Annotated in this window: 16 protein-coding genes; 11 read left to right on the top strand and 5 right to left on the bottom strand. The window is 68.2% G+C overall.

Annotated features, from left to right (window positions below; genetic code table 11):
* Positions 1–317: 317 nt before the first annotated feature.
* Together oxlT (J2W78_RS22775) and oxlT (J2W78_RS22770) are read right to left on the bottom strand one after the other, a co-directional pair.
* Positions 318–1,628: an oxalate/formate MFS antiporter gene (gene oxlT, locus J2W78_RS22775; RefSeq protein ID WP_253373843.1), complete on the bottom strand. Its 1,311-nt coding sequence runs from the start codon at positions 1,626–1,628 to the stop codon at positions 318–320.
* Positions 1,629–1,885: 257 nt separating this feature from the next.
* Positions 1,886–3,181 (bottom strand): oxalate/formate MFS antiporter, encoded by a 1,296-nt coding sequence (gene oxlT, locus J2W78_RS22770; RefSeq protein WP_253373842.1) that lies wholly within the window; start codon positions 3,179–3,181, stop codon positions 1,886–1,888.
* 413 nt (positions 3,182–3,594) lie between these two features.
* Here oxlT (J2W78_RS22770) and J2W78_RS22765 point away from each other — a divergent pair, with 413 nt between their 5' ends.
* The 4 genes from J2W78_RS22765 to J2W78_RS22750 all read left to right on the top strand — a co-directional run bounded on the left by J2W78_RS22765 (position 3,595) and on the right by J2W78_RS22750 (position 6,728).
* Positions 3,595–4,014, top strand: a complete 420-nt coding sequence (locus tag J2W78_RS22765; protein ID WP_253373841.1) for a CBS domain-containing protein — start codon at positions 3,595–3,597, stop codon at positions 4,012–4,014.
* 154 nt (positions 4,015–4,168) lie between these two features.
* Positions 4,169–4,462 carry a hypothetical protein gene (locus tag J2W78_RS22760; protein ID WP_253373840.1) on the top strand — a complete coding sequence of 98 codons (294 nt, stop codon included), beginning with the start codon at positions 4,169–4,171 and terminating at the stop codon, positions 4,460–4,462.
* Positions 4,463–4,484: 22 nt separating this feature from the next.
* Positions 4,485–6,341 carry a zeta toxin family protein gene (locus J2W78_RS22755; protein WP_253373839.1) on the top strand — a complete coding sequence of 619 codons (1,857 nt, stop codon included), beginning with the start codon at positions 4,485–4,487 and terminating at the stop codon, positions 6,339–6,341.
* A 219-nt stretch (positions 6,342–6,560) separates the two neighbouring features.
* Complete coding sequence (locus J2W78_RS22750) at positions 6,561–6,728, top strand: hypothetical protein (protein ID WP_253373838.1); 168 nt, start codon at positions 6,561–6,563, stop codon at positions 6,726–6,728.
* Between the two features lie 351 nt (positions 6,729–7,079).
* Here J2W78_RS22750 and frc read toward each other — a convergent pair whose 3' ends face one another.
* Entirely contained in the window at positions 7,080–8,369 is a 1,290-nt protein-coding gene (gene frc, locus J2W78_RS22745; protein ID WP_253373837.1) for a formyl-CoA transferase, read from the bottom strand.
* Positions 8,370–8,772: 403 nt separating this feature from the next.
* Between frc and J2W78_RS22740 the strand changes: the two genes are divergently transcribed.
* Positions 8,773–9,456 (top strand): GntR family transcriptional regulator, encoded by a 684-nt coding sequence (locus tag J2W78_RS22740; protein WP_060768881.1) that lies wholly within the window; start codon positions 8,773–8,775, stop codon positions 9,454–9,456.
* 191 nt (positions 9,457–9,647) lie between these two features.
* On the opposite strand, the gene J2W78_RS22735 is transcribed toward J2W78_RS22740, so the two are convergent.
* Together J2W78_RS22735 and J2W78_RS22730 are read right to left on the bottom strand one after the other, a co-directional pair.
* Complete coding sequence (locus J2W78_RS22735; protein ID WP_253373836.1) at positions 9,648–10,748, bottom strand: CobW family GTP-binding protein; 1,101 nt, start codon at positions 10,746–10,748, stop codon at positions 9,648–9,650.
* A 129-nt stretch (positions 10,749–10,877) separates the two neighbouring features.
* On the bottom strand, positions 10,878–12,377 hold the full coding sequence (locus tag J2W78_RS22730; protein ID WP_253373835.1) for a D-alanyl-D-alanine carboxypeptidase family protein: 1,500 nt from the start codon (positions 12,375–12,377) through the stop codon (positions 10,878–10,880).
* A 270-nt stretch (positions 12,378–12,647) separates the two neighbouring features.
* Between J2W78_RS22730 and queE the strand changes: the two genes are divergently transcribed.
* The 6 genes from queE (at position 12,648) to J2W78_RS22700 (ending at position 17,013) form a co-directional block, all read left to right on the top strand.
* Positions 12,648–13,286 (top strand): 7-carboxy-7-deazaguanine synthase, encoded by a 639-nt coding sequence (gene queE / locus J2W78_RS22725; RefSeq protein ID WP_253373834.1) that lies wholly within the window; start codon positions 12,648–12,650, stop codon positions 13,284–13,286.
* 156 nt (positions 13,287–13,442) lie between these two features.
* A complete protein-coding gene (locus J2W78_RS22720; protein WP_253373833.1) occupies positions 13,443–13,871 on the top strand; it encodes an ABC transporter ATP-binding protein in 429 nt (142 codons plus the stop codon).
* Positions 13,872–14,147: 276 nt separating this feature from the next.
* A complete protein-coding gene (gene queD / locus J2W78_RS22715; protein WP_253373832.1) occupies positions 14,148–14,504 on the top strand; it encodes a 6-carboxytetrahydropterin synthase QueD in 357 nt (118 codons plus the stop codon).
* Between the two features lie 2 nt (positions 14,505–14,506).
* Positions 14,507–15,235, top strand: coding sequence for a 7-cyano-7-deazaguanine synthase QueC (gene queC / locus J2W78_RS22710; protein WP_253373831.1), 729 nt, complete (start codon positions 14,507–14,509; stop codon positions 15,233–15,235).
* A 112-nt stretch (positions 15,236–15,347) separates the two neighbouring features.
* Positions 15,348–16,085, top strand: coding sequence for a PIG-L deacetylase family protein (locus J2W78_RS22705; protein ID WP_253373830.1), 738 nt, complete (start codon positions 15,348–15,350; stop codon positions 16,083–16,085).
* Between the two features lie 76 nt (positions 16,086–16,161).
* A complete protein-coding gene (locus J2W78_RS22700; RefSeq protein WP_253373829.1) occupies positions 16,162–17,013 on the top strand; it encodes a glycosyltransferase family 2 protein in 852 nt (283 codons plus the stop codon).
* The last annotated feature ends 47 nt before the right edge of the window (positions 17,014–17,060 follow it).

The following is a 17,060-nucleotide window of genomic DNA, read 5'->3' as shown; positions in this document are numbered from 1 at the left end:
GCCGGTCTTGTTACGACACATCTGGCATACCAAATACCAAAAGCCTGGTCAAACGAAACACGTGGCTTCAGGCCCGCCCACGGGAGCCGGTGGTAGAGCGGTCGAAACAGGGGTCGCGGGCCTCTCGAAACAGAGGCTGCTCGTTACATCCGAGACGGGAAATCCTGACGCCGCACCGGCGAGCGCGTCGCGAGAGCGATGCATCTGCGTCACAAAAAAACGCGCGCCGGGCCTCATCCGCCACGGCGCGCGTCTTGTCAGTCGGAGCTTCAGCAGCCGGATCGAAGCCCGGTCGCCCCACGGGCCGACGCTTTGTTTCAGGCCAGTTTCACCGCGCGATCCTCCGCGTCGGCGATCTCGGCCTCCGCCGCGAGGTAGCGCCGCCGCATCGGCTTCAGCACGAAGACCGCCAGCGCCGCGGCCAGAATATTCAGCCCGATGATGAGGCCGAACACCGCCGACCAGCCGTAGGAGGCCGACAGCACGCTGGCGAAGGGAACGAGAAAGGCCGCCGTACCCTTGGCGGTGTAGAGGAGGCCGGCGTTGCTGGCGGCGTATTTCGAGCCGAACGTGTCGCCGCAGGTGGCCGGGAACAGCGAATAGATCTCCCCGAACACGCCGAAATACATCGCCGTGCACAGGACGAAGACGACCGGGTTGCGCCCGTAGCCGAGCAACAGGATGCAGGCTGCCGCGGCAATCACGAAGGCGATGAACATCGTGTTCTCACGGCCGATATTGTCGGACACCCAGCCGAAGAACGGCCGGCCGAACCCGTCGAAGATGCGGTCGAGCGAGATCGCCAGGGTGAGGGCCGCCATCTGCAGGCCGAACAGGCTCATCGGCACGTCGGCGACCTTGAAGTCATGGGCGATCGGGGCGATCTGCGCCGCCGCCATCAGGCCGCCGGAGGCGACCATCACGAACATCGCGTACATCGTCCAGAACACGGGCGTGCGCACCGCCTCCTTCGGGCTGCGGTCGACCTTGGTCTGGGGCAGGCGCAGGTTCTTGCGCGTGATCGGCACGGCGACCGACGGCTTGCGCAGCAGGAAGGACAGCAGGACGACGACGAACCCCTGGCCGAGCCCGAAGACGAGGAAGGCCTTTTGATAGCCGCTCGCGGCGATCATATTGGCGATCGGGATCACGGTGACCGCCGCGCCCGCGCCGAAGCCCGCTGCGGTCGCGCCCGCCGCCAGCCCGCGCCGGTCGGGGAACCATTTCAGGGCGTTGCCGACGCAGGTGCCGTAGACCGAGCCCGCGCCGATGCCGCCGATCACCGCTGCGGCGTAGAGCAGAAAGAGCGAGTCGGCATAGGCGTTCAAGGTCCAGGACAGGGCGATCATCACCCCGCCGAAGAAGACCACGACCCGCGGGCCGTAGCGATCGACGAACCAGGTCTCGATCGGCACGAGCCAAGTCTCGGTGGCGACGAAGATCGTGAAGGCGAACTGGATCGCCGTGCGCCCCCAATGGTGCTGCGCGTCGATCGGATCGACAAAGAGGGTCCAGCCGTATTGAAGGTTGGCGATCATCGCCATGCAGAGCACGCCGAAGGCGAGTTGCCACCATTTGGCGGAAGGCGCATCGCTGCGGGCGTGTAGCTCTGCCGGTTGGTTGACCATCCGGTCTCTCCCTGAACGTTTCCGGTGCTCCCCTAGCGTGGTTTCAAGCACAATGATGCCAGGCATACAATATACCAGAGAGATAAAGATCCGGCCGTTAGCCTGCGGCAACCCGGCACACCCGGGCAGACGGACGGATCGGTGCGGAGAGCCCGCTCAGGGAAACGGTCGCGCCAAAGCGCGCCGGGCGTGTCACCGCCCGGCGCGCCGCGTCGATCATCGGAACCCCGGCCGAGCGGTGGCCCGGCCGGCGCGCGTCAGTGGGCGATGACAGTCGCCGGCTTGGCCTCCGCGGCGGACATGTCCCTCGTATAGGCCTGCCGCATCGGCTTGAGGACGAAGATTGCCATCAGCGCCGCGAGGATGTTGAGCACGGCGGCCGCCAGGAACACCGCGTGCCAGCTTCCCGTCATCGTCGTGAGGATGCTGGTATAGGGCACGATCAGCGCAGCCGTGCCCTTGGCCGTGTAGAGCAGGCCGGCATTGGTGGCGGCGTATTTCGAGCCGAAGGTGTCGCCGCAGGTCGCCGGGAACAGCGAGTAGATCTCGCCCCAGGCGAAGAACACGAGCCCTGTCAGGATCACGAACAGGATCGGGTCCTGGCCGAACTGGCTCAGCATGTAGATGCCGACGCCCTCGATGCCGAAGGAGAGGAACATCGTGTTCTCGCGGCCGATATGGTCGGAGATCCAGCCGAAGAGCGGGCGCGTCACGCCATTGAGCACCCGGTCGATCGTGGCGGCGAAGGTCAGGGCCGGCAGGGTGATGCCGAGCAGGCTCACCGGCACGTCGGCGATGTGGAAGTCCTTGGCGATGGGGCCGAGCTGGGCGGTGGCCATCAGGCCGCCGGCCGCCATCATCACGAACATCGCGTACATCACCCAGAAGATCGGGGTGCGTACCATCTCGCCGGGTGTGAAGTCGCGCCGGCTCTGGCTGACGCGGGCGATCTCGGGCACCTGCCCCTTCTTGGGCGCGACCAGGAACAAGGCGATCAGCATCACGATCAGGCCCTGGCCAATGCCGAACCAGAAGAAGGCGGCCTCGTAGCCGTAATGGTGGATCACCGCCTGGATCGGGATGACGGTGAGCGCCGAGCCCGCGCCGAAGCCCATGGCGGTGAGGCCGGCGGCCAGCCCGCGCCGGTCGGGGAACCACTTCAGCGAGTTGCCGACGCAGGTGCCGTAGACCGCGCCCGCGCCGGTACCGCCGACGGCCGCCCCGACATAAAGCAGCCAGAGCGTGTCGGCGTAGGCGTTGATCACCCAGGCCAGGCCGCACAACAGGCCACCGATGAGCGTCACGACCCGCGGGCCGTACTTGTCGACGAACCAGCCCTCGATCGGCACCAGCCAAGTCTCGGTGAGGACGAACAGGGTGAAGGCGACCTGGATCGCGGCGCGGTCCCAGCCGTGCCGCTCCTGCATCGGGTTGACGAAGAACGTCCAGCCGTACTGCATGTTAGCGATCATGCACATGCAGATGATGCCGAACAGCAATTGCAGCCACCGGCTCGTCGGTGGTGGAACGTGTGATGTCGTGGATGGGGCCATGGACGTATCTCCAGTGTACGCTCGATTTTTCGAGCTTTTTGGCCGTCCGACTTCTTTGATTATTTCTTGAATAGCGCTCTAAATATTCATCGCCGCAGAATGATTAGGTAATCAAGCAAACGCTGTGATCCGACCGGCGGATCGAAGTCGCTCAAAGCCTCTGCGGCTCGGCTCTGCCGAGTGCAGGAATGACTTTCATGCGAGAACAACGGCGAGGCTCTTGAGGCGGCCCGGATCGAGAGCGGATCGTGCCGCACCGGCTCATCGCTGGAAGGCCAAGCGGCTCAATTTTGCCAATCCCGCCCGGACGGCGGCACCATAATTCAAAACGCAGGATTGACAATAGGTATTCTGTATACCAGCCTGCGTTCCAAGGCGGCCCCGTTCGAGAGGCATGCCGATGGAGGAGCGCCGTGTTTGGAACGATGCGCCGTGAGCCGGACGCTGCGGGCGTCCGCACCATCCACCGGGACCGATCCGTGGCCGAGGCCGCGCAACTCCTCGCTCAGCCGGGAACGGGCGCGCTCGTCGTCGTCGAGGGCGATGCCGACGCAACGGTGACGGGCCTGCTCACCCAGCGCGACATCTTCCGCGCAGTGGCGGCCGAGGGCCCCGAGATCTACAGCCGCAGCGTCTGGCTCATCACCGATCACGACTTTCCCGCCGTCGATGTCGGCGCTTCGGCGCAAGAGCGGCTGAAGACCTTCTGCGAACGCAAGGTCGATCACATCGCCCTGATGGAATCCTGCCGCATCAGCGCGATCCTGAGCATCTGGGATTGCGCCGGCGAGGCGCGGGCAGCGACGAACCCGCCGGCATTACCGCATACGTGAAGGCGCACGGCTCATCGTGAATGCAAACGTAGCGCCGGACACGACGCATCCAGTCACGGACCCTTGCCTGCCGGGAGCAGGCACCGCTCACCGAGCGTTGTACGAGAACGATCCGGAACAGGTCGGAAGACGAGTCCGAGAAAAGGCCTCCGCCATGGAAACCCCGATGAAACATCTGACCGTCGTCGAATGCCCGATCGTCTTCCCGGGCGAAAACGAATTCGGTGCGTCGAGCATCGACATGTTACCCCGTCTTGGTATCGCCGGCGGGCTGGAGAGCCGCCACATCCGTGTTCTGGACGAGCGCATCATCGCGGTGTGCATCTGGCGCAGCTCGTTCTGCGCCAAACTGTTCTTCGACACCGCTTGGCACGAGCGGGCGGCGACGCTGTGGGGCGAGGCCTACCAGATCCGGTTCGACGCGATCGAGAACGCCTCCGCCGCCTGATCGAAACCGGGAGGGGCGAGCGATGACCGACGCCGCGCCGCCCCTCGCCGACAGGTTTCCGGCCGCGGCCAGTGGCACCGCCCCCGCGGACGAGCCGGCCTTCCACGCCTGGAATCCCGGTCTCGAACCCGGCCTGCCGCGGGCGATGCGCCCGCTCGCGACGGTATTCCGGCCCGAGAACGTTCGCCTGCCCTTCTCCGAAATCCTCGAACTGTCCGATTTCAGCGGCCTGCCCGCGACACAGCTCGCCCCCTTCCGGCCTGAGCGCCTCGCGGTCCACGAGGTGCTGATCCGGGTCATGGCCGACATCTCGGTCCCCGTCGGCGAAGTCTATGCCGATCTCGGTCTGAACTTCCGGCGCATCGTCGGCACGTTGCTGCGCGAGGGCGTGATGCACCGCCTCGACGCGGTCGCGGCCACCCTCGACGCGGTCCGCGCCGAGGCCGAGGCGGCGCTGGAGCGCGAGCTGTCGGCCCTGTTCGACGAGGCGCCCGCGCCGCCGCCCGAACCGGCCTCCGGCTGGGCCGGGTGGCTCCGCCGCCTCGGCCCGCGCGCGCCGCCCTCCCCTTCTCCTTCGCTGACCGGCGACGGGCAGGCACGCATCCTCGCCCGCCTCGACGAACGATGCGCGGCAGCGAGCGAAGCCGAGAGCATGGAGAGCGCCGCCCGCGAGGCTCTGCGCACGGTGTTCGGCCACGTTATCGCCCGCCAGGGCATGCTGATCCGCGACCGCGCGCTGCTGCGGCGGCTCGCCGGCATCCTCGTCACCAACCGCTGCGGCAGCGACCGGATCGGTGCGCTGATCGCGCCCTGGATCGAGGCGGTCGCTGCGGCGCAGGGCTATCATCGGCCCGCGCCGCAAGCGCAGCCGGTCGTGATGAACGTCAAGGGCGCCTCGGCCTCGGGCAAGAGCACGATCCGGCCCTATCAGCGCGACCTCGCCGGACGGATCGGCGCACAATGGCAGGACTTTGCCGTCATCACGCCCGACGTCTGGCGCAAGTTCCTGCTGGATTACGACAGCTTGGGTGAAGCGCGCCGCTATGCCGGCCCGCTGACCGGCCACGAGGTCGAGATCGTCGATGCCAAGCTCGACCGCTACATCACCCGCAAGGCGGCCGGTGGCCGCCTCTCGCACCTGCTGATCGACCGCTTCCGCTTCGACAGCTTCTCGACGGAGGCCGGCAGCGACGGCGCCGGGCAGCTCCTCACCCGGTTCGGCCAGCGCGTCTACCTGCAATTCATGGTCACCCCGCCCGAGGAAACCGTGGAGCGGGCCTGGAAGCGAGGGGAGGAATTCGGACGCTACAAGGCGGTCGAGGATCTGCTGGCGCACAATGTCGAGGCCTTCACCGGCATGCCGCGGCTGTTCTTCACCTGGGCGCTGCGCCGGGACCGGCCGGTGTTCTTCGAATTCCTCGACAACAGCGTGCCCAAGGGCGCGCGTCCGCTCACCATCGCGTTCGGCACGAACGACGCGATGACGATCCTCGACGCCAAAGCCCTGCTGGCGATCGAGCGTTATCGGCGGATCGACATTCGCGCCCGCGCGGCGGCCGAAGTCTATCGCGGCGTTGCCGACGCACCGGAGGCCGAGGCGCGCTTTCTACGGGAGGCACTGCGGCAGGTGTCCGTGGTGCGCTTTGTCGATCGGGAATCGGGGCGGGTCTTCGCGCGCTTCGAGAGCGGTCGTCTCGTCGGCCTCGACCCGGGGGGTCTGGCCGCCGCGCGCCGGGAAGCCGAGACGGCGCGGGCGCTCGCGGCAACGGGCCTGACGGACGAGACCGAGGGCGTCGCGCCGCTCGACGAGGTTCTGTGCCCGGCCGAAACCTCGACCCTCGGCGCATGGGGTCCGGAGGCCGACCGGGGAGACCCTTAACCCCCACCATGCTGCACCGCGACATCGAAAAGCGTCTGTCACACCTTCGCCGGCCGCAGGGATTGTGGCCGAATTCCCATGCCATCAGATCATTGCACGCCCTTCACATGCGCGTGACGCATGTGCACGTTTGGTATTTTGTACTTCATATTCCAAAAAGGGCGGCTTATCTCCGGATGCGTTCGCACCGCACCATAGCCAAAACCGTCGGAGACCCTCATGCTCGCCACTTGGCTCGCCGCGCTCGTTTTCCTTGTCGCCGTCCAGGCACTGCTTGTCGTCAAGCTGGCCGACCGTCTGACCGTCTCGAACGCTGCCCAGGATGTCCCGACGGGTCGCCGCACCGAGGCGCTGGAGACGACCGACCGCTACGCTCGCGCCGCCTGAACCGCGACCGGAACCTCGCGTCGAGCGAAGTCTGCGGCTGCCAGCCATGCGGGCCCGGCCGGCTTGGCGGATGAGACTCCGAAGCGCGTCTCGGCCGTGAACGGCGTGGCGTCGAGAAACGCCTGCATCTCAGCATCGGAATAATGTCCGAACGCGTCCACAAGATCGGCGAGAGCACGGTCCGAGGCGTGGTCTGAGACGGTTCTGTCCATCACCGTATCCTCCGGTCGCCGGCCCGAACGGTGCAGAACGCAGCCGTATCAGGCCTCATCAACCTATTGGTATCTGGCATACCAGAGAAGGGAAATCAAGTTCTAGCCGCCCTGGAACTCGGCAGAATAATGCCGCACGCTACTCCGCGGCGATGCGATGGACGCCGCCCACCGCGCCCGAACCGAGGATGTCGCCGATCTCGGCATCGGTGCAGCCCAGTACCTCGCGCAGGATCTCGTCGGTATGCTCGCCCAGCAGCGGCGCGCGGGTGATCTCGGTGGGGCTCGCTGACAGCTTGATCGGGTTGCCCACCGTCAGGTAGGCGCCGCGGGTTGGGTGCTCGACCTCGACCACCGTGCCGTTCGCCCGCAGCATCGGATCCTCGGCGATCTCCTTCATCGACAGGATCGGTCCGCACGGGATCTCGTAGGCGTTGAGGATCTCCATCGCCTCAAGCTTGTCGTGCTTCATCGTCCACGCTTCGATACGCGTGAAGATCTCATTGAGATGCGGCAGGCGGGCCTTCGGCGTCGCGTAGGCCGGATCGGTCTTCCAGTCCGGCTCACCGATGATGTCGCAGATCGGCCCCCAGACCGCGCCCTGCGTGATGAAGTAGATGTAGGCGTTGGGATCCTGCTCCCAGCCCTTGCACTTGAGGATGCGGCCGGGCTGCCCGCCGCCGGAATCGTTGCCGGCCCGCGGCACCGCCTCGCCGAAGGGGACGCCCTCACCGTACTGGCTGTATTCCATCAGCGGGCCGTGGGCGAGGCGCTGCTGGTCGCGCAGCTTCACCCGGCAGAGATTGAGCACCCCGTCCTGCATGGCGCAATCGACGCGCTGGCCCTGCCCCGTCTGCGTCCGCTGGTAGAGAGCGGTCACGATGCCGAGCGCGAGGTGCAGGCCGGTGCCGGAATCGCCGATCTGCGCGCCCGAGACCATCGGCACGCCGTCGCGCCATCCGGTGGTAGAGGCCGCGCCGCCGACGCACTGGGCAACGTTCTCGTAAACCTTGCAATCCTGGTAGCGGCCGGGCCCGAAGCCCTTGACCGAGGCCAGGATCAGGCCCGGATTGGCGGCCTGCAGCTTCTCCCAGGTCAGCCCCATGCGGTCGAGGGCGCCGGGGGCGAAGTTCTCGACCAGCACGTCGCACTCGGCGATGAGCCGCCACAGGATGGCGTTGCCTTTGGGGTTCTTGCCGTCGAGCGTGATCGAGCGCTTGTTGTGGTTCAGCATCGTGAAATAGAGGCTGTCCACACCGGGAAGGTCCTGAAGCTGCTGGCGCGTCGCATCGCCCGCGCCCGGCCGCTCGACCTTGATCACGTCGGCCCCGAACCACGCGAGCAGTTGCGTGCAGGTCGGCCCCGATTGAACATGGGTGAAGTCGAGGATGCGGACGCCCTCGAGTGCCTTGCCCGGTGCCTTGCTCATCGCAGGTCTCCTCCCCAGGAGAATGGCATGTTGCCGGGCGCTGATCGGCCGATGGCGTCGGCCGGGTGCGCCCGCGGGGATCCGTGCCGGTCGTGGGCTCCGGTACGGCTGGCGTGCGCGACTTGAGCGCAGCTCAGGGCATCATCATCGAGGCTGCCCTGCACCCGGCGAATGCCGCCGGCATCGACTCCCCGATTTTCTTCTGGCATACCAGATGCCAGAGGTCAACATTTCGGGTCGGATACCGGAAATCCGAACGTTCTCGTGCGGATTCCGCTGGAAGAGCCGGGATACCGGAGTGCGGGCTGCCTTGTCTTCCGAAGGATGAGACGCCATGCTCCCGCGGCTCGATGTTTCCACTCCGGACCCGCAACCCCATCGGCATCAAGGTCGATCCGAAGTGATGGAAAATCTCTCGATCAAGCCGATCGTTCCGGCGACGAGCCTGCGAACGCTGGCCTACGAGGCGCTGAAATCCGCCATCACCAACATGGACATCTACGGCCAGACCGGGGATGTGCGACTCGATGAGCGCGGCCTGTCGCAGACGCTGGGCGTGAGCCGCACGCCGATCCGCGAGGCGCTGACGGTGCTGGAGCAGGAAGGCTTCGTGCGTAACGAGCCCCGGCGCGGCGTGTTCGTCGTCAAGAAAACGAAGCGCGAGATCGTCGGCATGATCCAGGCCTGGGCGGCGCTAGAGAGCATGGCGGCACGGCTCGCCTGCACCGCGGCCTCGGACGAGGATCTGGCCTGCCTGCGCCGCTCCTTCCCCGAGTTCTTCGACGGGCAGCCCTACGAGCATCTCGACGAGTACTCGGAAGCCAACATCCGCTTCCATCAGAAAATCATCGCCCTCGGCCACAGCGCGGTGATCACGGATCTGACCAGCAATCTACTCATGCACGTGCGCGGCATCCGCAACACGGCGCTCCGCCAGGGTGACCGCGCCTCGAAGTCGATCGAGGAGCACGTGCGGATCATCGAGGCGCTGGAAGCCCGCGACGCGGAGCGCGCCGAGCGCCTCGTGCGCGACCACGGCCTCGGCCTTGCCGATCACGTGCAGCGCTACGGCGACCACCTCGACTGATCGCTCCGCGACAAAACGGCGCCGAAACCGTCTCCGAGCGAGCCATGAGGGTGCCGCGCGGCCTCACGCGACGTGGCGCGGCTTCGGCCTAAGCAATCCGGACGGCAAGATGAGCCGGAAAAAGCTGTCGCGTCCCGACGAGCCGTCCGCGTGAACGGCGGACACTTCGCCGGGACGAGGGACGTCGCCGCCTATCCCCCCGGGATCGCCAGCGGATTGTCGGTGAGCGCGGCCCGGTCCGGCGTGTCCAGGGCGGGCTTGCCGAGGAAGGCGTCCCAGATCCGGCGGACGAAGGCCGGGTCGAGGTCGCGCACGATCAGCACGAGCCGCGAGCGGCGATCCGCATCGGGCCAGGCCGGCAGCGTCACCGGCGCGTGGACGACGTGCTGCACCCCGTGCACCACGACCGGCCGCCCGGGATCGTCGGCGAGCGCCACGAGGCCCTTGAGGCGCAGGAGCTTCGGCCCGTGCGCCGAACGCATGAGATCCAGGAACATCTCGAAGGCCGGGCGCGGCACCGGCTCGTCGCTGGTGAGGTGAAAGGCGCGGATCGCCGCGTCGTGCCGGTTCACGTCGTGATGGTGATGGCCATGATCGTGGTGATGGCCGTGCGCGCGGTCTTCCGCGCCGAGCCACGCGCGCACGTCGTCCCCCTTGCCTTCGAGGCCGAACAGGCCGCCGAGCAGGCGCTCGGCCGGCACGTCGGGCCCGTGGATCCGGGCGCCCGGATTGAGGGAAGCGAGCCGGCGGGTCAGTGCCTCCGCCGCGGCGCCGGGTAGGTCCGCCTTGGTCACCACGAGATGGTCGGCGACCGCCGCCTGCCGCAGCGCCTCGCCGTGCGCGTCGAGGGTGCCGGCGCCGTTGACCGCATCGATCACGGTCACCACGCCCTGCAATTGGAAGCGGATCGCGAGATAGGGGTGGTAGATCAGCGCGTGGAGGATCGGCGCCGGGTCGGCGAGGCCAGTGGTCTCGATCACCACCCGGCGGAACGGGTTGATGCGGCCGTTGTCGCGGCGGCGCAGGAGGTCTTCGAGCGTCGAGATCAGGTCGCCGCGCACGGTGCAGCACAGGCAGCCGGCGCCGAGCAGAATCATCCCTTCGTCAACGGTCTCGATCAGCAGGTGATCGAGCCCGATCTCGCCGAACTCGTTGACGATCACCACCGTGTCGGCGAGCGCCGGATCACCGAGGAGACGGTTCAGCAGCGTGGTCTTGCCCGCGCCGAGGAAACCCGTGAGCACGGTGAGCGGGATCGGCGCGGGGCGGCCGGGTTGTTCGGTCTGGAGCATCGTGAAGCGGCTTTCGAAGTCCGAGCCGCTCGGGATCTCCCCCTCTCCCCGGCAGGGGCGAGGGGATCAGCCGTCACCGCAGCGCGTCTCGGTGACGATATGACGATGCCGGGGGCTTTCGAAAACCCCTTACGACTCGTCGTTCTTCGCCTTGGCGGGCTTCTTGTCCGCCTTCTTGGCGGCGGGCTTGGCTGCTTCAGGCTTGGCCGCCTCGGGCTTCTTGGCGGCCGGCTTGTGCGCCGGCTTCGCGGCTGCCTTCGAAGCGGGCTCCACCGCCGTATAGGCACTGGTCGTGGCCGGTACGTTCTTGGGGCCGGCGATCTTCGTGGCCGGCTTGGGCGCGGTCACGGCGGCGGCGCGGGCCTTGGCGGCCTTCTCCGAGGCGGCCTGCTTGGCGGCCTCTCGGGCCGCGTCCTTGGTGGCCTTGGCTTCCGCACGCTTGCGCTGGGCGGCCTCCTGCGCGGCTTGGCGAGCCGCCTGCTTGGAAGCCTGCGCCTCCTGTTCCTCGCGGGCCAAAGCCATCGCGCCTTCCGTGGGGCTGCTGCCGATCCAGACCGGGATCGGCTGAAGCGGCGCCCGCGGCGGCAGGGTGCGCCCGCGGACGTTGGCGCTGCTGAGCGCGGCGAAGGCGAGGTTGGTGGCGTCCGGGGTCGCCGAGCCGAGGAGCTGCGTGGCGGCGCTGTTGGCGCCGGGACCGCTCGCGGTCAGGGCGCCGGGGCCTTCGTCCACCGGCATCGGCTTGCGCTTGTCGCAGATGTAGGGCCGCATGTCCGGCGGGGTGGCGACGTTGGAGGGCGGCAGCGATTCGAGGGTCGGCGCGGTCCAGCCCGCCGACTGGCCGAAGCCGTAATCGAACAGGTCGGCGGCCTTGATGTCGCGCTCGCGCGCGCTCGGCTGGCCCATCACCACGGTGATGATGCGCCGGCCCCCGCGGGTCGCGGTCGCCACCACGTTGAAGCCGCCCGAGCAGATGAAGCCGGTCTTCATGCCGTCGGCCCCGGGGTAGCGCCCGAGCAGGCCGTTATGGTTGGCCATGACCGACTTGCCGAACTGGATCGCCGAGATCGAGAACAGGGCCTGCTGGTTGGGGAAGTCGCGCATCAGCGCGCGGGCCAGGATCGCCATGTCGCGGGCGCTGGTCCATTGCCGCGGCTCGGGCAGGCCGTTGGGGTTGTACCAGCGGCTCTCGCGCATGCCGATCCGGTGCGCGGTCTCGTTCATCATGTCGGCGAACCCCTCGACGGAGCCGCCGAGCCCCTCGCCGATGACCCAGGACACGTCGTTGGCCGACTTGACCATGATGATCTTGAGGGCGTTGTCGAGGGTGATCTGCGTGCCCGGCTTGAAGCCCATCTTCGAGGGCGGCTCGGCGGCCGCCGCCGGCGAGACCGTCAGCAGCGTGTCGAGCGAGACCTTGCCTTGGCGCACCATGTCGAGGGCGACGTAGGTGGTCATCAGCTTGGTGATCGAGGCCGGATACCAGGGGTCGGTCGCGCCCTGGCTGTAGATCACCTTGCCGGACTCGGCATCGACGACGAGGATCGGTGCCGTCACCGCCGAGGCCGCCCCCGCCATCAGGCCGAGGGCGGCGAGCGAGCCGATCAGCCGTCCCCAAACACGGTTCACCATCGGGCCAATCTCGAAAGGGTGGGAGGGCGCGGGACGCCGGGGAGCAGGAATTCCGTTGCCGGCTCCGGGCGTTCGCGAGGGACGCACCCGGACAGGGTCGGATCGAGGAGACCCGTTCATCAACGTGCCCTCCGTGGCGAGAGCATGGCAGAGCGGGGCGTTTGCCCACGGATACGCTTCCGATCAGGGTTGCGTTCCGCGAAATCCTGCACCGCTTGGTCTTCCGCACCTCACAGGGGTAAGGGCAAGTCCTGGCAGAAAAGCGCGACGATGTCCTACGCGGTCAAGGAACTCTTCCACACACTTCAGGGTGAGGGCGCCCAGGCCGGGCGCGCGGCGGTGTTCTGCCGGTTTTCCGGCTGCAATCTCTGGTCCGGCCGCGAGGAGGACCGGGCAGGCGCCGCCTGCCGCTTCTGCGACACCGATTTCGTCGGGATGGACGGAGAGGGTGGCGGGCGCTTCGCCTCGGCCGAGATCCTGGCCGACGCCATCGCCGCGACCTGGGCCGGGGGCGGAGCCAACCGCTACGTCGTGTTCACCGGCGGCGAGCCGCTGCTGCAACTCGACGAGGCCTTAATCGCCGCCGTCCATGCCCGCGGCTTCGAGGTCGCGGTGGAGACCAACGGGACGCTTCCCGCGCCGGCCGGCATCGACTGGATCTGCGTGAGCCCCAAGGCCGGCAACCCGCTGGTCCAGACCTCGGGCGACGAGTTGAAGCTCGTCTTCCCGCAGGCAGAGGCCGAGGCCGCGCCGGAGTGCTTTTCGGATCTGCCCTTTCGGCATCACTTCCTGCAGCCGATGGATGGGCCGGAGGCCGCCGCCCACACCGCGGCGGCGGTGGCCTATTGCCGGGCGAACGCCCGCTGGCGGCTCTCCCTTCAGACGCATAAGATCATCGGAATTCCGTGACGGCACCGTCCCGAAGGCGGCTTCCGGTCGTCGGAGGAGATGCGTGGGCCGACCGAACCGATGCGGCCGGCGGTTGCATCTCCCATCCGCCTCGACCACCTTCGCACGCAAGCGCGGCCGGCTCCGGCCGGCTCCCATACGGCAGAAGGACGCTCGATGCTGCCTGATTCCACGACGCCCGACTCCCTGGCGCTCAGGCTCGATCACTCCTCCGTCGAGGAACTCAACCGCGCCCTGCGCCACTACCGGCGCCTGATGATCCGCCTGCCCCTGATCCTCGTTCTCGGCTTCGCGGCGGCGATCGGCCTGTCGTATCTTGGGACCGCGCTGTCGCCGCCCTACGGCGTCTACATCCTCGGCTGGGATCTCATGACCTGGGGGCTGCTCGGGCTCCTCGCCGTTCTCTTCGCCGAGCTGTGGTGGGAGGGGCGGCAGATCGGGCACGCCCTCAACAGCGTCGAGATGCAATCCGCGCCGATCGCCTCCCTGCTCGGCGGACAAGCCCTGATCGCGGAGCGCGCCCGCGAACACGGCATGAAGCCGGGCCCCTTCAACGGCCCGCTGCGGCCGATCCGTAAAGGCTGAGTCGGGCCGTCCGTCTGGTCCCGTTTCGGCTCTCCGGCCGTGATCGGCCTGGCTTCGTTCCGGTGGGAAGAGCATCGGACGGTTTCCCGCTGCATAGCCTTCTGGATCTTGCGGCGCTCGCTCTGCGATGACCCGGGACAGGCCGCGGCCTCCGGATAGAGGGTGCATTTCGGCCGATGTGGTGACATATCCACGATCTCGGTGTGCCCGCCGGCCACCGTCAACCCGCTGCGCCCTCCGCGGCGGGACCGTTCCGGACCTCGTGAAGATCCCGCGATGAAGATCACCCAGGCCTTCACCTTCGAGGCGGCCCACCGCCTGCCGAACGTGCCCGAGACCCACCGCTGCCACCGCATGCACGGGCATTCCTACCGCGTGGAGCTGACGGTGGCGGGCGCGGTCGATCCGACGAGCGGTTGGGTGGTCGATTTCTACGATATCGAGAGCGCCTTCGCCCCGCTCCTGGAGCGGCTCGACCACCATTGCCTCAACGAGATCGAGGGGCTGGAGAACCCCACCGCCGAGCATATCGCGGCCTGGATCTGGCAGCGGGCCAAGCCGGCGATTCCGGGGCTTTCCAGCGTGCGGATCTTCGAGACGCCTTATTCCTGGGCCGAGTACGAGGGCGAGTGACGGTGCCGGAGGACGCCGTGGCGGGCGGTGAGGCCGGTGCGCTGGTGCTGTTCTCCGGCGGCCAGGATTCGGCGACCTGCCTCGCCTGGGCGCTCGACCGCTTCCCCCATGTGGAGACGCTCGGCTTCGATTACGGCCAGCGTCACCGGGTCGAACTCGATCGGCGCGAGGCCCTGCGGCAGGGCCTGACCGCCCTCGATCCGACCTGGGGAGGCCGGCTCGGGCCGGATCACACGCTGGCGCTGGCCGCACTCGGCGAGATCTCCGACACGGCGCTGACCCGCGACAGCGCGATCGCGCTGGCAAAAGACGGTCTGCCCAACACCTTCGTGCCCGGCCGCAACCTCGCCTTCCTCACCTTCGCCGCCGCGCTCGCCTACCGCCGGGGCCTGCGCCACATCGTCGGCGGCATGTGCGAGACCGATTACTCGGGCTATCCCGATTGCCGCGACGACACGATCAAGGCGCTGCAGGTCGCGCTCAACCTCGGCATGGAGCGCCGCTTCGTGCTGCACACGCCCCTGATGTGGATCGACAAGGCGCAGACCTGGGCGCTGGCTGAGGCTCTGGGCGGGCGGGCGCTCGTGGAGCTCGTCGTCGAGGAGAGCCATACCTGCTATCTCGGCGAGCGCGGGGCGCGCCACGAATGGGGCTACGGCTGCGGCACCTGCCCGGCCTGCGATCTGCGCACCAAAGGATTTGCGCGCTACCTCTCCGCGCGAGCGGACTGAAGCATGGTCCCGTATATCGGATCCAGGACGATGCTTCAGTGTCTTGTTTTCATCCTCGTCTTTTTCCGAAAGCGATGACCACCTTTCGGGACGATGTTCTAGGAGGCTTCCCATGCGTGCCGACGCCTTCCTCGAGGCCGTGAAGGCCCTGCCCGTCGCCCCGCTTGCCACCCTGGTGCCGGATGGGGGCGGCCTCGTCGTGGTCGCGCCCCACCCCGATGACGAGAGCCTCGGCTGCGGCGGGCTGATCGCGCAGGCCGTGCGAGAGGGCCGCCCTGTCCGCGTCGTCATCGTCAGCAACGGCTGCGGCTCGCACCCGAACTCCAAGGCCTATCCGCACGACCGCCTGCGGGATCTTCGCGAGACCGAGACCGTGGCGGCGATGGCCGAACTCGGGCTGGCGGCCGAGCATGTCCGCTTCCTGCGCCTGCCCGATGGCGGCGTGCCGAGCGAGGGCGCGGGCGCCGAGGCGGCGGCGGACCGGATCGCCGACATCGCCCGAGACGCCGGGGCGAGCGCCCTGTTCGTGACGTGGCGGCACGATCCCCATTGCGACCATACCGCCTCGGCCGCCATCGTCGGCCTCGCCCAGGCCCGTCTTCCCGGTATCACGGCCTATGCCTACCCGGTCTGGGGTTGGACTCTGCCGCCGGAGCGCGAGGTCGGGCCGGCGCCCGACGGCTACCGCCTCGCAGTGGAGGACGAGCGCGCGGCCAAGCGGCGGGCGGTGGAGGCGCACGCCTCGCAGGTCTCCGGGCTGATCGCGGACGATCCGTCCGGCTTCCAGTTGCAGCCGGCGATGATCGACCGGCTCTGCGGCCCGCACGAGTGGTACATCGCGCTGCGCTGATCCTCTTCATCCGGGTTTCAGGTTGAGGCTGGCAGGACGGGTACGCCCGTAAAGCTTGGCCCGGACCGGAATCCCCGTGAGCACCATCAGCGTCGTCACGCTCAACAAGGGGCGCGACGCCCATCTTGCCCGACTGATCGAGGGGCTCGCCCGCGGGCCTGCTCCCGCCGAATGCGTCGTCGTCCAGATGGCCCCCGCCCCCGAGCCGCTGCCGGCGACGCCGTTCCCGCTGCGGCAAGTTAATTTCCCGAGTGCCGGCCTGCCGCTCGCCGCCGCGCGCAATGCAGGCCGGGCGGCGGCCTCCGGCGACATCCTCGTCTTCCTGGATGTCGATTGCATCCCCTCCGCCGGCCTCGTTCCGGCGCTAGCTGCGGCCGCACGCGCCCATGACGGCCTCGTCTGCGGGCCGATCCGCTACCTGCCCGCGGGTGCGGTGCAGGACGGTTGGCGGGAAGCCGACCTCCTGCAGGCCGGCCTCCTCCACCCGGCCCGGACCTTCCCGGCCAGCGGCGTGGCGGAGACGAAGAATCCCGGCCTGTTCTGGTCGCTCGCCTTCGCCGTGCGCGCCTCGACCTACGACCGCCTCGGCGGGTTCGACGAGGGCTATGACGGCTACGGCGCCGAGGATACCGATCTCGCCTTCCGCGCGGCTGAGATCGGCGTGCCGGTGCTGCTGGCGGGCGCCCCCCCGGCCTTCCACCAACACCACCTCTCCTGCGACCCGCCGCTCCAGCATTTCGCCGACATCGTCCGCAACGCCCGCCGCTTCCGCGCCCGGCACGGGCTCTGGCCGATGGACGGCTGGCTCGACGCCTTCGCCCGGCTCGGCCTGATCGGCGCGAGCCGCGAGCCCGACATCACCCTCCTGCGCGGCCCGAGCCCGGAGGAGATCGCCGCCGCGCGCGTGCCGCCGGAGCGGCCGTTCTAAGCGGTCTTTTGGGGGCGCGGATCCCGTCGATCCCCTTCGTGGCTGCA

The organism is Methylorubrum extorquens (genome assembly GCF_024169925.1).
Lineage (GTDB): Bacteria > Pseudomonadota > Alphaproteobacteria > Rhizobiales > Beijerinckiaceae > Methylobacterium > Methylobacterium extorquens_A.
Note: the sequence above shows the minus strand (reverse complement) of the source record. Positions and strands in the feature narration are given on the sequence as shown.

Bases quoted from the DNA above. Each gene is read 5' to 3' on its own strand.
- oxlT (WP_253373843.1), bottom strand. From the start codon at position 1,628: ATGGTCAACCAACCGGCAGAGCTACACGCCCGCAGCGATGCGCCTTCC.
- oxlT (WP_253373842.1), bottom strand. From the start codon at position 3,181: ATGGCCCCATCCACGACATCACACGTTCCACCACCGACGAGCCGGTGG.
- J2W78_RS22760 (WP_253373840.1), top strand. From the start codon at position 4,169: ATGGAAACCCCGATGAAACATCTGACCGTCGTCGAATGCCCGATCGTC.
- J2W78_RS22755 (WP_253373839.1), top strand. From the start codon at position 4,485: ATGACCGACGCCGCGCCGCCCCTCGCCGACAGGTTTCCGGCCGCGGCC.
- J2W78_RS22750 (WP_253373838.1), top strand. From the start codon at position 6,561: ATGCTCGCCACTTGGCTCGCCGCGCTCGTTTTCCTTGTCGCCGTCCAG.
- frc (WP_253373837.1), bottom strand. From the start codon at position 8,369: ATGAGCAAGGCACCGGGCAAGGCACTCGAGGGCGTCCGCATCCTCGAC.
- J2W78_RS22740 (WP_060768881.1), top strand. From the start codon at position 8,773: ATGGAAAATCTCTCGATCAAGCCGATCGTTCCGGCGACGAGCCTGCGA.
- J2W78_RS22735 (WP_253373836.1), bottom strand. From the start codon at position 10,748: ATGCTCCAGACCGAACAACCCGGCCGCCCCGCGCCGATCCCGCTCACC.
- J2W78_RS22730 (WP_253373835.1), bottom strand. From the start codon at position 12,377: ATGGTGAACCGTGTTTGGGGACGGCTGATCGGCTCGCTCGCCGCCCTC.
- queE (WP_253373834.1), top strand. From the start codon at position 12,648: ATGTCCTACGCGGTCAAGGAACTCTTCCACACACTTCAGGGTGAGGGC.
- J2W78_RS22720 (WP_253373833.1), top strand. From the start codon at position 13,443: ATGCTGCCTGATTCCACGACGCCCGACTCCCTGGCGCTCAGGCTCGAT.
- queD (WP_253373832.1), top strand. From the start codon at position 14,148: ATGAAGATCACCCAGGCCTTCACCTTCGAGGCGGCCCACCGCCTGCCG.
- J2W78_RS22705 (WP_253373830.1), top strand. From the start codon at position 15,348: ATGCGTGCCGACGCCTTCCTCGAGGCCGTGAAGGCCCTGCCCGTCGCC.